Annotated in this window: 13 protein-coding genes and 1 tRNA gene; 4 read left to right on the top strand and 10 right to left on the bottom strand. The window is 61.0% G+C overall.

The genetic code is table 11. The annotated features are described in order from the left end of the window. Window positions 1-30 precede the first annotated feature (30 nt). The 10 genes from EEB13_RS22370 to EEB13_RS22415 form a co-directional block, all read right to left on the bottom strand. Window positions 31-960, bottom strand: a complete 930-nt coding sequence (locus EEB13_RS22370) for a MazG family protein (protein WP_141486317.1) — start codon at window positions 958-960, stop codon at window positions 31-33. Beyond that, window positions 957-4,583 carry a transcription-repair coupling factor gene (gene mfd / locus EEB13_RS22375; RefSeq protein WP_141486318.1) on the bottom strand — a complete coding sequence of 1,209 codons (3,627 nt, stop codon included), beginning with the start codon at window positions 4,581-4,583 and terminating at the stop codon, window positions 957-959. The genes EEB13_RS22370 and mfd overlap by 4 nt, the downstream gene beginning before the upstream one ends. A 103-nt stretch (window positions 4,584-4,686) precedes the next feature. Then, the gene (locus tag EEB13_RS22380) at window positions 4,687-7,230 is read right to left on the bottom strand and encodes a glycosyl hydrolase 2 galactose-binding domain-containing protein (protein WP_141486319.1); all 2,544 of its coding nucleotides are present in this window, start codon (window positions 7,228-7,230) and stop codon (window positions 4,687-4,689) included. Beyond that, window positions 7,230-8,216, bottom strand: coding sequence for a DUF1839 family protein (locus EEB13_RS22385; protein WP_033234562.1), 987 nt, complete (start codon window positions 8,214-8,216; stop codon window positions 7,230-7,232). Before EEB13_RS22385 ends, EEB13_RS22380 begins: the two co-directional genes overlap by 1 nt. Next, on the bottom strand, window positions 8,216-9,172 hold the full coding sequence (locus EEB13_RS22390) for an amino acid--[acyl-carrier-protein] ligase (RefSeq protein ID WP_045069309.1): 957 nt from the start codon (window positions 9,170-9,172) through the stop codon (window positions 8,216-8,218). Before EEB13_RS22390 ends, EEB13_RS22385 begins: the two co-directional genes overlap by 1 nt. Continuing rightward, window positions 9,169-10,359 (bottom strand): acyl-CoA dehydrogenase family protein, encoded by a 1,191-nt coding sequence (locus EEB13_RS22395; RefSeq protein WP_045069307.1) that lies wholly within the window; start codon window positions 10,357-10,359, stop codon window positions 9,169-9,171. Before EEB13_RS22395 ends, EEB13_RS22390 begins: the two co-directional genes overlap by 4 nt. Beyond that, window positions 10,356-10,598: an acyl carrier protein gene (locus EEB13_RS22400; RefSeq protein WP_033234563.1), complete on the bottom strand. Its 243-nt coding sequence runs from the start codon at window positions 10,596-10,598 to the stop codon at window positions 10,356-10,358. Before EEB13_RS22400 ends, EEB13_RS22395 begins: the two co-directional genes overlap by 4 nt. Beyond that, on the bottom strand, window positions 10,595-11,068 hold the full coding sequence (locus EEB13_RS22405) for a holo-ACP synthase (RefSeq protein ID WP_095888469.1): 474 nt from the start codon (window positions 11,066-11,068) through the stop codon (window positions 10,595-10,597). Before EEB13_RS22405 ends, EEB13_RS22400 begins: the two co-directional genes overlap by 4 nt. A 335-nt stretch (window positions 11,069-11,403) precedes the next feature. Further along, window positions 11,404-12,045, bottom strand: a complete 642-nt coding sequence (locus EEB13_RS22410) for a ScbR family autoregulator-binding transcription factor (RefSeq protein WP_033234297.1) — start codon at window positions 12,043-12,045, stop codon at window positions 11,404-11,406. A 188-nt stretch (window positions 12,046-12,233) separates the two neighbouring features. Then, window positions 12,234-12,866 carry a TetR/AcrR family transcriptional regulator gene (locus tag EEB13_RS22415; RefSeq protein WP_033234408.1) on the bottom strand — a complete coding sequence of 211 codons (633 nt, stop codon included), beginning with the start codon at window positions 12,864-12,866 and terminating at the stop codon, window positions 12,234-12,236. Window positions 12,867-13,050: 184 nt separating this feature from the next. Between EEB13_RS22415 and EEB13_RS22420 the strand changes: the two genes are divergently transcribed. From EEB13_RS22420 to EEB13_RS22435, 4 genes are all read left to right on the top strand, one after another. Next, window positions 13,051-13,121 (top strand) — tRNA-Gln (locus tag EEB13_RS22420). A 10-nt stretch (window positions 13,122-13,131) separates the two neighbouring features. Further along, window positions 13,132-14,631 (top strand): bifunctional UDP-N-acetylglucosamine diphosphorylase/glucosamine-1-phosphate N-acetyltransferase GlmU, encoded by a 1,500-nt coding sequence (glmU, locus tag EEB13_RS22425; RefSeq protein ID WP_045069304.1) that lies wholly within the window; start codon window positions 13,132-13,134, stop codon window positions 14,629-14,631. Next, window positions 14,628-15,608, top strand: coding sequence for a ribose-phosphate diphosphokinase (locus EEB13_RS22430; protein ID WP_033234295.1), 981 nt, complete (start codon window positions 14,628-14,630; stop codon window positions 15,606-15,608). Before glmU ends, EEB13_RS22430 begins: the two co-directional genes overlap by 4 nt. A gap of 249 nt (window positions 15,609-15,857) precedes the next feature. Beyond that, the gene (locus EEB13_RS22435; protein ID WP_141486320.1) at window positions 15,858-16,526 is read left to right on the top strand and encodes a hypothetical protein; all 669 of its coding nucleotides are present in this window, start codon (window positions 15,858-15,860) and stop codon (window positions 16,524-16,526) included. Window positions 16,527-16,543: the final 17 nt, after the last annotated feature.

A 16,543-nucleotide genomic window follows, 5' to 3' on the forward strand; every position in this document is an offset into this window, starting at 1 on the left:
CGGCACCCAGTTACGAAATGGCAATCCAAATCATTCAGTGGCTGACAGTCGCCATGCCGCGCTCCAACGATCGAGAGGTGGTGTCAAGCAATCCACCGGGGCACGATCGACCTCGTCGACGTGGTTCTTGACGTACTGCTCCGCCACTCGAAAGCGGTCCGCGAAGCTGAGCGCTTTCATCCGCAGCAACCCGTCGAGGTCGCGCATCTGTGTTGCCATCGCAATCAACTCGACTGGTATCAGTTCCTCCGGGAACCCGGCACGAGACACTCTGGACACATACTGCTCGACCAGCCTGAATGCAGGTTGACTCACTGCGACACCGTCCAATTCGGAGGCGCGTCTCTTCTCTATGGCTTTCATCTCGTCCCACGCACGCTCCTGCGCAGCGACGTCGATATCACCCGACGGATCGGTCGCCAGATGGGGAGTTCGATGAGTCAGTTTTACAATCAGTCCGCGAGCGACGTCGTCGATATCGAAAGCTTCCTCACCTGGTACAGCCTCGGCAATTCGTGAATGAAACAGAACCTGCAACAGTAGGTCGCCTAATTCTTCCCGCAATGTCTGGCGGTCACCGTCCACGATCGCGTCGAGCACCTCGTATGTCTCTTCGAGAAGGTAGCGAACCAACGATTCATGCGTCTGAGCAACTTCCCAGCCCTCATAGCTCCACAAACGATCCATCAGGCGACTTGCCGCGACAAGTTCATCACCTTTGAGTGCTTCAGCTGCGATCAGCCGTGCACCTCGCGCAACTCTTTCGACGGCGCCCTCACCGTTTGGATTCGACGTCACATAGACAGCGGCTCCCGGAACGGACGTCGGAAGTGCACAACGAGTCGAATGTGGCACATCGTCAGCTATTTCGATCGGATCGCGTAGCACGGTCAACGCGTTCACTGGTATTGAATCCGGACGTGTCGCGTCCAGTACGACGACAACCGACTCGTAACTCATGCCTCCATCACCACGGCACTCGCGGCGCGACCGTCGATCGCCAGGATGAAATCGGCAATGAACTGCAGCAATTCCACATCGCGCAGGCGATCGGAACCCACTCCCCCGGTTCGCGGCAGTGGCAGCTGCACCAAGCCTGTCGTCGCCCGGTACTGCGCGCTCGGATAGATCCGCTTGAGCCTGATCTGCTTGGAATCGGGCAGCGACATGGGCGAGATCTTGAGTTGAGTACCGGTTACCGCCACTTCCTCGAGTTGGTACTCGCGGCACAGCAGCCGCAGCTTCGCCACCGATACGAGTCGACGCACTTCTTCCGGTATCGGGCCGTACCGGTCAACAAGTTCTTCTACGACGGCAGCGATGCCCTCGGAATCTGTTGCGGCAGCAATCTTTCGATAACCTTCGAGACGAAGCCGATCGCTGGTGACATAGTCCGGCGGAATATGTGCGTCGACGGGTAGATCGATGCGAACCTCTTTCGGGCCCTCGTCGGTCGTGATCGGGAGCCCGTCAGCGGCGGCGCGGTAGGCCTCGACCGCCTCGCCGACCAGGCGGACGTACAGGTCGAACCCGACGCCGGCAACGTGTCCGGACTGCTCGGCGCCGAGGACGTTACCGGCGCCGCGGATTTCGAGGTCCTTCATGGCAACGGCCATACCGGCGCCGAGATCGGAGTTCTGCGAAATGGTGGCAAGGCGATCGTATGCCGTTTCGGTCAACGGCTTCTCCGGCGGATACAGGAAGTATGCGTATCCGCGTTCCCGGCTGCGTCCGACGCGACCTCGCAACTGGTGGAGCTGTGAGAGGCCGAGTGAATCAGCGCGCTCGACGATCAACGTATTCGCGTTGGAGATATCGAGACCCGTCTCGATGATCGTGGTACACACCAGGACGTCGAAATCTCTCTCCCAGAATCCTTGAACCGTTTTCTCGAGAGTGTCCTCGTTCATCTGACCGTGGGCGACCACAACCCGCGCTTCCGGTACCAGTTCACGGATTCGCTTGGCAGCCTTGTCGATCGAGCTGACGCGGTTGTGAACGTAGAACACCTGACCGTCGCGCAGGAGCTCGCGCCTGATGGCGGCCGCGACCTGCTTGTCTGCATACGCCCCGACGTACGTCAGAATCGGATGACGCTCTTCCGGCGGGGTCAGAATGGTAGACATCTCGCGGATGCCGGCCATGCTCATTTCCAGCGTACGAGGGATCGGCGTTGCAGACATGGTCAGAACATCGACGTGGGTCCGCAAGGATTTGATGTGTTCCTTGTGCTCGACGCCGAATCTCTGTTCCTCGTCGACGATCACCAAACCGAGGTCCTTCCACCGAACGCCGGTCTGCAGCAGACGATGTGTGCCGATGACGATGTCGATCTCGCCCTCGGCCATGGAAGTGATGATTTCCTTTGAGTCCTTGGCGTCGGTGAAGCGCGACAATCCGCGTACCTTCACCGGGAACGACGCCATCCGTTCGGTGAACGTCTGAAGATGCTGCTGTGCCAGCAGAGTTGTCGGAACCAGGACAGCCACCTGCTTACCGTCCTGTACCGCTTTGAAGGCGGCTCGCACAGCGATCTCGGTCTTGCCGTATCCGACGTCACCGATCACGACGCGGTCCATCGGGACGGCTTTCTCCATGTCGCCCTTGACTTCACTGATCACGGTCAGCTGATCGACCGTCTCGGTGAACGCAAAGGCATCCTCGAGTTCCTTCTGCCACGGAGTGTCGGGGCCGAATGCATGGCCGGGTGCTGCCTGACGCGCGGCATAGAGCTGCACGAGTTCGCCCGCGATTTCACGAACCGCTTTGCGTGCCTTACGTTTTGTGTTCGCCCAATCGGATCCACCGAGCTTGCTCAGCGCGGGCAGCTCACCGCCGACATAGCGGGAGAGCTGATCGAGCGATTCCATCGGCACGAACAACCGGTCCCCCGGATGGCCTCGCTTGCTGGCAGCGTATTCGATGACCAGGTACTCACGCCTGGCCCCGCCGATGGTGCGTTCCACCATCTCGACAAAGCGGCCGATACCGTGTTGGTCGTGAACGACCATGTCGCCTGCGGCAAGTGCAAGCGGATCCACTTGGTTGCGACGCTTGGCCGGCAACCGCTTACCGTCGCCCACTGCCGCAACTCGATTGCCGGTGAGGTCGGCCTCGGTGACGACAACCATTCCGGGAACGTCGCCGTCGCCGTGCAGAACCAGACCGTCGTGCAACGATCCACGCAATACCGAGACCTGACCGCGTGCCGGGACCGCACCTGGCTCAGCCATTGTGGCCGGAACCTCGGCCTCACCGAGTCGTTCGAGGACTCGTTTTGCCGTGCCGGCACCGGCAACAACCACGGCCGCGCGTCCACCCGTGGTCACGTGCGCACGGAGGCTGACGAACAGCTCGGCAAGAAGATCGTCCGACCCACGCACCTGCGGGGCAGGCTGAATCGGGAGTTCGAGTTCTTCACCACTCCCCGATGCCAGCGGGCTGACGGTCCACCACGGACGTCCACCCGCTTCTGCGGATTCGCGCACCTGACGCAGCGACCGGTAGGCAGACGCGCCGAGCCCCGAGTCGCCGCCGGCGAGGATGGAGGTGTCGAGGGGTGCCGCGCCGCCGATAGACGCCGCAGTCCACGACGCTTCCAGGAACTCCTGCCCGGTGCGAACCAAATCCGTTGCGCGGGTGCGCACTTTCTCCGGGTCACAGAGCAGAATGTGGGTTCCGGCGGGAAGAACATCGGAAAGTAATTGCAATTCACCAGGTTTCAGCACCGGAAGCAACGCCTCCATGCCCTCCACCGGAATACCCGCCGAGATTTTGTCCAGCATCTCCACCAGCGAGGCGTCGGCCTGGTTCTCTACGGCAATCGCGGCAGCCCGATCCCGAACGTCGGGGGTCAACAACAATTCACGGCACGGCGGCGCGATGACGAGGTCGACGTCGATATCCGGTAGCGAACGCTGGTCGGCAACGGAGAAGTAGCGCAGCTCCGAAACTTCGTCGCCCCAGAACTCGATGCGAACAGGGTGATCCGCGGTGGGTGAGAAAAGGTCGAGAATGCCGCCCCGCACTGCGAACTCGCCGCGCTTGCCGACCATGTCGACGCGCGTGTACGCCATTTCCACCAGCCGGACCAGAACCGACTCGAAGTCGATCTCGGTGCCGACGCGCAGTGTGATCGGCTCGATCTCACCCAGCCCGGGGGCCATCGGCTGAACCAGAGAGCGAACGGTCGTGACCACAACCCGCAGCGGCGCACCGTACGAGGAATCGTCAGGACGAGCAAGGCGTCGGAGAACCTCGATACGCCGCCCGACGGTATCCGCGCTGGGCGAGAGCCGCTCGTGAGGCAACGTTTCCCACGACGGGAACTGTGCAACCGATCCGCCGATCATCTCGGTGAGTTCGGCCGTCAGATCGTCGGCTTCACGACCTGTTGCGGTCACCAACAGCACTGGCGTTCGCGATGCAAGCGCGGCCGCGATGAACGGCCTCGCCGGTTTCGGCGCAACGATGTCGAGGGTGGCTCTACCGATCGCCTCGGTCACCGAGGCGAAGGCCGCGTCTGCGAGCGCGGCCTCGGCAAGGCCGGCAAGCGAAGTCTGGGCAGCGGGCAAGGCAGTCAACGAATGCGCTCCTCGGCGGTGACGGCGAGCTGCGGACGAACAACCCGAGCGTCACCCACCAGCAGTGGCGTGACGCCGAGTCGATTCTATCCGCGAGCGTGCCCTACCTCCGCGGAACCCGCTTGGTCGACGCTTGCCGAGGTGGATCGGCAACCAACGGCGGGCTGACCGGGGCGCTGGAATGGGAATTGAGTGCTCGAACGCGACCGATCACCATCTTCGCCTGACCGGTGCGACGCAACCTCACCGTCCGCGCACCACCTGGTGCGAGATGAAACCAGGAATCTTCCGGCTCGAACCCCTGCAGGTCCAGCGACACGTATTGCGCCGTACCTTCCGAGGTGACGTCGACAAACCAGTCGTCGCCGACACTGCGGGCAATGGCGGCGAGGCCGACGGTGCGTTCGAGGGGTCTGGCCGGGCTTCCCAACAGATGCACGACTTCGTCGATAACCACGCCTTCCTCGTTCTCGAGAGTGATGGTGACTGCGTCGTAGTTGCGCGGCCCGAACTTGAAGACGTGCGTGAGATCGGTGAATCGCCCCACCACCTCGTCGACCGTCAGACTCCGTACCCCGTGGGCGTCGACCTTGACGGGCGCGACCACATCCACCGGGACCACACCAGACCTGTTGTGCGCTCGGATACGTATTTCGGCAACCACCGGGTCACCGGTCTCGTTGATCACGTCGAGTCGGAGTCCGTCCAGACCGTCGTCGGTGACAATAAGGGCCACGGGTTTCGAGTACCGCCGTAGCACGTACCACGGGGCCTTCGGTGTGCCATGCCAGTCGAGGACTCCCCACCCTGGCCCAGGTTCGAGATCCATCAAAGCCAAGATCAACGCACCGTCACAACCGGAATCTGCTCGACGCCAGTAACCGAGTGCTGCGCCGAAGGCCTCGCAGATCGCCGCACGCCCCAAATCGAGATAGCGTTCCGGATCGGACCAGCGAACCTCACTCGGATCCTCGCCGAACAACGTTCTGACGTAGTGATCACGAACGTCCTCGAAGTCCCAGGACGACCCGTTGTCCCGTGGCACAGCAGCCTTCCACGACGGGTGGTGGCCCGCTACGGACACAGAGCCGAACTCGTTCTCGACGGCAGTGTTCGACGGCGGAATGGAGAACGCCAGGCACTCCGTTGCGAAGCGCACCCGCGCGCTCAACACGTCGTCGAGTGGACGCCGGTACCCGCCTATTCCGAAGTAGTGGGCGATACCGGTGCCTACGTGAGTGGCCAGTGTTTCACGGTCGGGCGGTGCGGACGGAGACGAAGTGACGTACTCGAGTCCCGGTGCGAGTTCCTCGAGCATCGCAGGCAAGCGGGAATGAATGATCGAGATGTGCTGATCGACCAGACCGAGCATGGTCGGTTGCTGTTCGGTTTCACTTCCTCCGCAGAAAACTGCGAGCGCCGGGTTGCCACCGACCTGTTGCAGGAACGCACGTACCTCGGCGGCAAAGAGTGCAAAGAACTCGTCGGTGTCTGGCGGATCGAGCGTCGCGAGCATCGCGTCCTGCCAGACGAGAATGCCCAACCTCGAGCATTCGTTCCAGAAGTGATCACTCTCGTAGACCATGGTTCCGGGAATACGCAGCATGTTCACGCCGGACGCTGCACAACGCTCGAGCACCGACGTTGTTTGCGCCTCGCCTTGGAAGGAGACGGGATCGGTGGGCACCCACACCGATCCCCGGCAATACACGTCGACCCCATTGACCGATACTCGAAATCCACCGCCGGTTCGATCTACCTCGAGACTACGAAAACCGATGTGCCCCAGGTGGAGCACATCTCTGCCCACGTCGATCGACACAGAGTATCGATGCGGCCGACCGTGCGTGTGCGGCCACCAGAGATCCACATCAGGAATTTCGACGACGCCGGATACGACGGCAAGTCCACCGTCTCGCGATGTCACGATGAGGGAACCACGAACGTTTCCGACGGTCACCGGCACTGCCGTGACCGTGCGGGGCAGACCCGTGAGACGCGCCGAGATCTCGACGGCCCCGGACGTTCCATCGACGGTAGCGTGAAGAGTCCGGGAAACGACGCTTGCCTTGCCGACGTCCAACAATCGAATACCCCGCCACGGCCCCACCGGCACCGGCACACCGGCGAATACGGGTGCACTCCCCAGCAGTGTTGTACGTATCCATCGCAGGCCCTGCTCACGCACCAACGACGAACGCCATCGGCCACGAGGCCGACGCGTACTCAGAACTGTTGCCAGAGAATGAAAGTGGATCGAGAGTGTGAATTCACGACTCTTGGCCGCCTCACGGGTTACGACTACCTCACCGGGAACGAACATGGACTCAGAAGACAAGACGACAGTGTCATCGACCCAGACGTCCGCGCCCGCCGTCAGCCCCTGGAGGTGGAGCAGCCACGACCCCTCACCGGCCGTGGCAACCCTCGTGACGAACCACCAATCACTGGCGTCGGCAGCCACCCGACGAGCCGCAGCGGAGCCGTCGGCTTCGCGGACCGCCCCGGCCACCGTGCCCGGCACCGTAGCCGGTAGCCATCCCGTCTTTCCCGAAAGCTGCGCGGGATTCACGATTTCGCCGGGTTGCGTTGCGATACAGCGCCACTGCGCTTGCTCGAGAAGATCTGTAGCGTATTTCCGCGGCATCACACCAACCTGAGATGTCGCTGGGAATCAACTCCGACAATGGAGGTGATGATGTCCATGGACTGTGTCCAGGACACCGCCATCTCGTCGAGTTGATCACGGGGATCCACGACGCGCCCCCTCGCCGCACGCGCCATCTGAAATTGCACACTCTTGGCGCCCGCAGCGACACTGCGGAACCCCGCCGCCGCCTGCGCTGTACCGGAAAACCCTGACGCATCGAGAAATTCGCTGACATCGCCGGCAAGTTCAGCGCTGGCGCCGCACTGCCTCAGCAACCCGAACGACCACAGATGGAATGCCTCCATGCCGGCTGTGCGGATCCACTCCGAATCCTCGACGACCCTGCGCCCCAGCTCGCGTACCGGATTTCCCGGAGGCCGAACTGCCGCGTTCCGACGAGCTACTTCTGCGATGTTTCCCGCGTTCATCTCGTGAACGGGTGAAAGACGGACCTGCTCGACGTAAGGAACGAAAGGCGGGATGCTCGAACGATCGAGATCGAAAACCCCGGAAAAATCGTCGCCCCGAAGTACATAATATCCACTGTTGTGGAAGTACTCGAGTTCTCCCGCTACTCGATCGATCCGGTTGGGGACAATTGTTGTCTTGGTATGCGTCTCATGGTAACTCGTACCCAATGTGTCCGGCAGCCAGTAACCGTCGACCTCCACCGTAGACAGCATTCCTGCCTCGAGGTTGTCCTCGACGTGTATCAGTGGCGCGCGCCAGACGTTCATCTCGGCAACGTCGATCCCGTAGAGCGCAAAGATATCCTCGGCTTTGAACTTGAGGAACGTCCACTGAGCACCGTCGAACCTTGACGCAAACGCACATGCCATGGCGGGAACCGGGTCGAGGCCGAGCGAATGCAGAACCTCGATCCAGAGATCCAGGTAACAGTTGGTCTGCGCCCACACCCGGTCCTCGTGATGCACGGCATGTGAGTTGTAGCGATCGGGGGTGATATCGAGGAGTCTGGCCATCACAAACCCATATGTCCACGGACGCCGCCTGGCCAGGCAGCAATGTCAAGACCGTGTGTTCGCAAGAGAGACAGAGCGATTCGCTCCATTCCGAAACCGACGCAGGAACTGTGCGCAACCTCCCCGTTGGCGGTAGTGATGTCGAATGTCTTGCCGAAGTGATCGAGGTGGTTGTTGGATGACACGATTGCCGTACCCTCGTCGAGATCGCCGTACAACCGAACTGTCAGCTCCGTCTTCAGGTTTTCATCGCGTTGGTTGGCCGCCAACATCCGGCCGGCCCTTCCGAAGAACGGATCGTTGGCAATGACCGGCGTGGCATCGAGGCCGAGGTCGCCCAAGACTCCCATTCCGCGTTCGATCCACTTTTTGCGGTGAGCTGCAGCGGCGTCGGCGTCGCCGATCGTCACGAACTCGTGCATGCGGAACGCCTGCATACGGGCTGGATCGATGGCCGGTTCGTGCCGAAAGCAGAATCCGTAGATATCAAGAAGCACTCCGCCTTCGGGCAACTCACCCGTGTACTGAGCGTAGGCGGGGTGGCACGCGGCCGACACCAACATCGTCTCGGTCGGTTCGAGATAGCGATCCCACGATTCACCGTTGGCACGATCTGCGAGCAACTGTGAGTGATCACGATTGCTTCCGTTGAAAGTATTGATGGCACCGGTCAAGTTGGGGAACGACGCGATGTAATCGGTGCGCTCGAAACTCGTGCGAGGAAACACCGGCGGAAAGCGCAGACGCGTTGCTGCGGATCCGGGACCCGCAGCAACGACCACGCGGTCGATTCCGTCGATGATGTCCTCGAACAACCCGGAACGACCGTAAAGACCTAGAACATCTGTCTCGATGAGAATTCCGGCACTCAGCAATTCACGCTGAAACTCGGCCCTGGCAAGATCGAGTTCGGAAGGGGTGGAATCGGTCTCGGCGTTCACGAAGTCGGTAGTCACATTGTTCCTTGGTATCCGATGGCCATTTGAGCGGACCCAGCCATGATGCGATCGTTGTTCACCATCACGGCAGCCCCGTGGGCATCACGGAGATGCCGCCCGAGCGAGAACTCACTGTCTTCTCGGTATCCGGAGATACCGCAGATCAACATCGTCTGACCGACAATCTCCACCACAGATCTCGATGTGGCGACCTTCAGGTTGTTCATCGACAGCGAGAACCCGACACTGTCGGTTGTCGTCGCCCCATCCAGTTCGCCGCGAGCGCAGACGGCGCGGTCGTAGCGACTGGCGGATGCGTCAACCAGGTCCGCGAATTGTTGCGCAGTGGAAGCTGTTTCAGCCAGTCGCAGCGCTGCCGGCGACGAGACTCCCGGCTGCTTGCGCGCCGCGGCGCGCACGTACTTACGCGCCTTGTCGAGTGCCGCGTCAGCGATGCCGAGCCACACCGAACTCCACACGACGTGCGAGACGGGCAACATCGTGTTGGTGGAAATGTCGGCGTACGGAGTATCGATCATCATGTCCGGCGTGGACGTCGCCCGCAGGATGTACCCGAGGCTGCATGTTCCCCGCAACCCGAATGCGTTCCATTCGGCAGTCTTTTCCAGTGTGAGATCCCCGCTGCGACAGACAACAAGAACCTGATCGTTCGGCTGACTTTCCGGCGAACGTCGGGCGGTGACCAGAATCGCGTCTGCATGCTCGCCGTACGAGATCACCGGCGCGTTCTTGATCAGCAGCAGATGGCCACCGAGATCCTCTACAGCGCAGTAACTTCGGCTGACGTCGCCGCCGATTCCCAACTCCGTTGTTGCCGATGCGAGCAGCAACTGCTTTTCGACGGATTCGACCACGAACGCCCGCAGCGCCTCGGTGTTGCCGTGCTTGACCAGGGAGTAAATCTGCGTCTGATGCATCGCAAAGATCATTCCGCTGGACGCACAGCGTGATCCGATGATCCGCGCGATGGTGGCAACCTCACGCAAGGACAAGCCGTCGCCACCGAGCTCGGCAGGAACGGCGACAGAGAGCAGACGCTGCTCGCGCATCGCAGCAACCGCCTCGACGGGGAATCGAGAGTCTTCGTCCACCTCGGCCGCCCACACGGCAGCAACTTCGTCTGCGACACGGCGTGCCCGATCGAGGGCGGGCTCGACAATAACGTCGGGATGCGGAATGCTCACGCTTCACCCAGGCCGATCAACGCACTCTCGATCGCCCTGACGCTGGCAAAAGTGCTCTTCCGGAGCAACTCGTCCGGGAATTCGATATCGAACGAATCTTCCAGCGCCAGCATCACATTGACACTCGCATGGGAGGTCAAACCCAACGCGTACAGATCGGCGTCGATGTCGATTGTGCCGACGTCGACTGCAAGCCGACCATGCTCCATGAGCACTTTGCGAATTGCCTGATCACTCATCGGTGACTTAGTCCTTCTGTTTGTTGCGAACCGCCGCGATGCATGGCAATCACCATGGCGATAGCGACGTCGGCCTCATGCGAAATAGACACTTGAAAATCCTGAAGATCCTGTGCCACAGCAAGTTTTGCTGCTTCGCCGAAAAGCTCTACCCCACATCCCCCCCACAGCTCACGCGTAATCTCGATGGAATTCCATGGAATTGCTGTGTCCGCGGGCCGGAGAACCTTGACCACTGCTTCCTTCGCGGCAAAGCGCGCCGCGAGTCGCTGATCCCTGGCAGCCCCGCTGCAGATCTCCAACTCGCGTGCGGTGAACGTCCGCTCGAGGTATCGGCTCCCGAACAGATCGATACTTCGACTGACATCCACGACATTGACGACGTCGCAGCCGATCCGGGGGGTCGCATCGAATGTTGCTGACGAAACAGCCGAAACTGCCGAAGTCCCCGACGGTACAGATTCACCCATCTTCGATACCCCTTTCATCGATGGACCGGGCGACCCCCTACCCCGCCCGGTACACCGACTTCGTCTCGAACAATCGAGCTTCCCTGACCGATCGACAGGTTGCAGCAATTGTTCAGCTACTGGAAGAACATACCGCAACGTCGAGCAGGTCGGCAAGATCGGACCATCGGACATTTAGTTACGGGATAAACATACTCTGAGTTTGTTTCAAAAGCCCAATATAGGCCAACACCACTTCCGTGACACGATTAGATCCACACAAATGGGAGATACATCCCACCAACTGTCCAGGTCACCGACCCGAACGCCATTCGGACCGTCGAAACCGGATTAACTCAGTGGTCACTACTTAGACGCCGAGCAGCAAACTGGCGGAAGTATTCGACCTTCGATTCCGGAACGACGACCGGAAGAATGATGTTCCAGGACGTCTTCATCGACTCAGACAAATCACGCATTGTTCCCGTAGCCGAAGCTATCAATCGGACACCCGTCACCATTTGCAACAAGAAGCGCGCAATGTCCGAAGAGTCGACGTCGGATTTGAGGTCACCTTCATCGGCAGCTCTGGTGGCGAGTTCCCGGAAAATATCGAGCCAGACGTCGAACGTTGCCGGACCCGATCCACGGTAGTCACCGATTTCGACCAGCAAACGGAACGTGGCACGAACAAGTACGTCATGTGCGGCAGTATCGACTGCCACCGACGAGACACCGATCAGCGATTCCAGTGCTGGTGTTCGGCGGTCCAGCCACAATTCCGACTTGGCGTCGAAACGAGCAGACCCTTCGTCGATTACCGCGCGGGCGAGCTCTTCCTTGGAACCGAAGTGGAAGTACAGCGCCCCTTTGGTCACCTGCGATTCGGCGATGATCTCGCTCAGACTGGCGTTTGCATATCCCAGACGCAGGAAAACCCCCGCTGCACCGCGCAGTACCGAATCACGAGTGGCTTCCGCCCGCTCCTGCCTCACCATCGATCCGGCCTCCAGTCACCACACATCGAACGAATCCTCACCATTACCCGTTCACAGCGTCAAAATGGAAGGCGCTTTGCAACAAAGAACACCCCACGCAAACAAACCACATTTGCCCATCGAACGATCGTGATACAGCCAACACAGCTTAGACTGCGCTCCATACTTCGGCGACAGGCACGCCTGCGTTAACCCTCTAATTGCGGATCGGCCTCGAGATTGGTGAGGCCGTTCCAACACAGATTCACGAGGTGCGCGGCCACAACTTCCTTGGACGGAGTGCGCTCGTCGAGCCACCACGTGGCTGTGGTCGACACCATCCCAACCAGTGCCTGCGCGTACATCGTTGCAAGTCCCGGGTCGAATCCGCGCCGCGAGAAGTCTCCGGCCAACAGGTATCCCACCTGACTGATGGCGTCGTTGAGGAGACTGGAATAGGTGCCGCTCGGCGCCACGACGGACGAATCACGAACCAAGATCCTGAAGCCGTCTGTGTGTTCCTCGACGTATGTGAGCAACGCCAGCGCTACTCGCTCGACTCGAACTCTCGAGCGGTTTTGCGACAACGATGACGTGATCATCTCCAACAGTCGCGACATCTCGCGATCCACGACCACGGCGTACAAGCCCTCTTTACCGCCGAAGTGCTCGTAGACGACAGGCTTCGAGACATTCGCCCGCTGCGCGATTTCCTCGACCGAAGTTGCTTCGTATCCACGTTCGGCAAAAAGTGCCCTGGCGATCTCGATCAACTGCTGACGACGCTGTGTTCCCGTCATCCGCACCCGAGCTGCCCGTTCAGGTGCGCGATCACTGCCCATCGGATTGGGAACCGTCGCCATCATTGCCTCTCTCCCCACACGGCGGACGGTTGTCACCGCACCGCTCTCAGCAAGCCTATCGGCACTGCTCGACCCGAAAACGGAGGAGCGGTTCGACCTAGACCGGGTCGGCATGCGATTATTCTTGCGCGTAATCCGCCGCAAGGTTCGGAGAGCGTGGCAATCCGCCGTGGTGTAATGGCAGCACCTCTGATTTTGGTTCAGATAGTTCAGGTTCGAGTCCTGGCGGCGGAGCCGGTAGTTGATGATCGACAAGAGGGAGCTCAAACAAGTGCAAACCGCCGTGATCGTTCTCGCAGCGGGTGCAGGCACTCGGATGAAGTCCAAGACCCCCAAGGTGCTCCACACTCTTGCCGGCCGCACCATGCTCGCGCACTCCCTCCACGCTGCCGCGTCGTTAAATCCGACGCATTTGGTGACCGTCGTCGGCCACGATCGCGAACGGGTATCCGAAGCTGTGGCATCCGTCGCCACCGACTTGGATCGCGCGATCACCATCGCCGTTCAGGACGAGCAGAAGGGCACGGGCCACGCGGTCAGTTGTGGACTCGAAGGGCTGCCCGCAGATTTCCGCGGCACGGTACTCGTGACTGCCGCCGACGTCCCGCTCCTGGACGGCACCACCATCGCGGACCTACTCGAGCGCCACATCAGCGCGCCGGCAGCCGCGGTGACAGTCCTGACATCCACGGCGTCCGACCCCACCGGGTACGGCCGGATCCTGCGCACCACCGACGGTGAAGTCAACGCGATCGTCGAGGAAAAAGAAGCGACGGACTCGCAGCGTTCGATCACCGAGGTCAATTCCGGCGTCTACGCATTCGATGTCGAGACGCTTCGCGATGCGTTGTCGTCCCTCGACTCCAACAATGCTCAGCACGAGTTCTATCTCACCGATGTGATCATGATCGCCCGTCGCGCCGGAAAGCGAGTCCGCGCTCAGCACATCGCTGATTCGGTTCTGGTCGCCGGTGCAAACGATCGCGTGCAGCTGTCGACGTTGGCACGTGAGAAGAATCGTCGAATCCTCGAGAAGTGGATGCGGGCGGGCGTCACCGTTGTCGATCCGTCAAGTACGTGGATCGATTGCGACGTCACTCTCGAGCAAGATGTGACGCTGCTTCCCGGCGTGCAGTTGGCCGGCACCACGTCAGTGGGCGAAGACGCTGTGATCGGCCCGGATACCACTCTGACCGATGTCACTGTCGGTGCAAGGGCCGTTGTCGTCCGCTCGCACGCAAGCGAGTCGACAATCGGCGACGACGCCACTGTCGGCCCCTTCGCGTACCTACGTCCGGCCACTTCCCTGGGCGCTCACGGCAAACTCGGTGCGTACGTGGAGACCAAGAACGCCGAGATCGGCGAACACTCGAAGGTTCCGCATCTTACCTACGTCGGCGACGCCACCATCGGCCATCACAGCAACATCGGAGCGTCGAGCGTCTTCGTCAATTACGACGGGGTGACCAAGCGCCGTACTGTGGTGGGGTCGCACGTGCGAACCGGCTCGGACACCATGTTCGTCGCTCCGGTTCACGTCGGGGACGGCGCGTACACCGGCGCCGGCACCGTCTTGCGATTCGACGTTCCGGCTGGGGCTCTTGCGGTCTCGGGCGGTAAGCAACGCAACATCGAGGGTTGGGTCGAGAAAAATCGACCCGGTACTCCTGCGGCCGATGCAGCAACGGCTTCGGAATCAGAGCGCACAGATCAGCAAGTACAAAAGGATGGCATGAACCAGTGACTGCGAATTGGATCGACAACCAGAAGAACTTGATGTTGTTCTCGGGTCGTGCGCATCCCGAGTTGGCTGAGCAGGTTGCGAAGGAACTCGACATCCGAGTCACCCCGCAGACTGCCCGCGATTTCGCGAACGGTGAGATCTTCGTTCGCTTCGAAGAGTCCGTGCGTGGATCGGATGCGTTTGTGCTGCAGAGCCATCCGGCGCCGCTGAACACGTGGGTGATGGAACAGCTCATCATGATCGACGCCCTCAAGCGTGGATCTGCAAAGCGCATCACCGCGGTGCTGCCGTTCTACCCGTACGCCCGCCAGGACAAGAAGCACCGCGGACGCGAGCCGATCTCCGCTCGCTTGATCGCGGACCTGCTCAAGACCGCAGGCGCCGACCGGATCATCACGGTCGACCTCCACACCGATCAGATTCAGGGTTTCTTCGACGGTCCGGTCGACCACATGCACGCTCAGGGCCAGCTCGCCGAGTACGTGCGCGACAACTACGGCACCGACAACATCTGCGTCGTCTCCCCTGATGCCGGCCGCGTCAAGGTTGCCGAGAAGTGGGCAGATGCCCTCGACGGCGCGCCGCTGGCGTTCGTGCACAAGACGCGTGATCCGCTGGTCCCGAACCAGGTCAAGTCCAACCGCGTCGTCGGTGACGTCAACGGCCTCACCTGCGTGCTGATCGACGACATGATCGACACCGGCGGCACCATCGCCGGCGCCGTCAAGGTACTCAAGGACGCCGGTGCTGTCGACGTCATCATTGCCACCACCCACGGCATCTTCTCAGATCCGGCAGCCGAGCGCCTGGCTGCCTGCGGCGCCAAGGAGGTCATCACGACCAACACGCTGCCGATCCCCGAGTCGAAGCAGTTCCCGACGCTGACGATTCTGTCGATTGCACCTCTGCTCGCACGGACCATCAAGGAAGTTTTCGAGAACGGTTCTGTGACTTCACTGTTCAACGGCAGCGCATAGTCTTTCGCGTTACCGCGGGGCGGGCGCGTATCTGTGACCAGACGGTCACGGGTACGCGCCCTTCGTGTTTCACGGGGACGCTCATCTGTTGAACCAGACCGAGAGGTCTTCACGAAACCATTTGTGCGACACACAAATACCCGAGAATCGGACAATCGGCATGATCTTGGTCACGCCCCCGGAGAGAATCCCAGGTCGACGCCGAGCTGGTGTTCACCTGCCCGCAATCTTCGCCTAATGTGGCTCGTCGTGATCGACGCGCAAACCCTGGAATCTCCTTCGGCATCCCGGCCCGAATCTCATTCACCGAATTCTTCAGCTCCGACGGTCCGGCGGTGGCGCCCAGGATCCTGTGTCTGGTGTGGTGACGACAACTCCGTAGAAATGTTCCGCAACGAACCGCGCTGCGAACGGTGCCGCGAAAACGAAGGCATCATCGACGACGCCAAGCGATTCCTCGGCATGTACGGCCTGCGTCCGCTCGGCGGAACGCTGCAGTCCGACGACGACGAAGAGCGTGAATACCGCGTCACGGCACGCGAAGCTCGCCGCGTCCTCAACGAAATCCGCATGGACGTTCTCCCCGACGCTGCCGCTGTCCGCAAGGCCATCCGCCCGCGCGCGGCCACCGTTGTTGCCGACACGTCACCGGCACGCGCTTCTCGCCCCTCCAGCACGGGCACTGCGACTCGCGTTGCCGCTCCGGTGAAGACGGACACCGTCGACATCAACACGCTGCAGACGCGCGTTCTGGGGCTTCTCGATCAGCTCGGTTCCATCGACGAGCAGATCAAGGTCGCCGAACTTGCCCAGGGTCTGCCTGCTCGTGCTCGCCTGAGCGATCTCAACAAGCAGAAGGCAACCGTGCTCCGCACACTCGCTGCTCTCGAGAAGGCGCGCATCGCCGCCTCCAACTAATTCCACCGCGTCCGTCC

It is taken from the genome of Rhodococcus sp. WS3, from assembly GCF_003797085.1.
GTDB lineage: Bacteria > Actinomycetota > Actinomycetes > Mycobacteriales > Mycobacteriaceae > Rhodococcus_F > Rhodococcus_F globerula.

What these genes read in the sequence shown, in the direction of transcription:
- glmU (WP_045069304.1), top strand. Translation starts at nt 13,132, where the DNA reads ATGATCGACAAGAGGGAGCTCAAACAAGTGCAAACCGCCGTGATCGTT.
- EEB13_RS22410 (WP_033234297.1), bottom strand. Translation starts at nt 12,045, where the DNA reads ATGGTGAGGCAGGAGCGGGCGGAAGCCACTCGTGATTCGGTACTGCGC.
- EEB13_RS22370 (WP_141486317.1), bottom strand. Translation starts at nt 960, where the DNA reads ATGAGTTACGAGTCGGTTGTCGTCGTACTGGACGCGACACGTCCGGAT.
- EEB13_RS22385 (WP_033234562.1), bottom strand. Translation starts at nt 8,216, where the DNA reads ATGGCCAGACTCCTCGATATCACCCCCGATCGCTACAACTCACATGCC.
- EEB13_RS22415 (WP_033234408.1), bottom strand. Translation starts at nt 12,866, where the DNA reads ATGGGCAGTGATCGCGCACCTGAACGGGCAGCTCGGGTGCGGATGACG.
- EEB13_RS22380 (WP_141486319.1), bottom strand. Translation starts at nt 7,230, where the DNA reads ATGCCGCGGAAATACGCTACAGATCTTCTCGAGCAAGCGCAGTGGCGC.
- EEB13_RS22405 (WP_095888469.1), bottom strand. Translation starts at nt 11,068, where the DNA reads ATGGGTGAATCTGTACCGTCGGGGACTTCGGCAGTTTCGGCTGTTTCG.
- EEB13_RS22400 (WP_033234563.1), bottom strand. Translation starts at nt 10,598, where the DNA reads ATGAGTGATCAGGCAATTCGCAAAGTGCTCATGGAGCATGGTCGGCTT.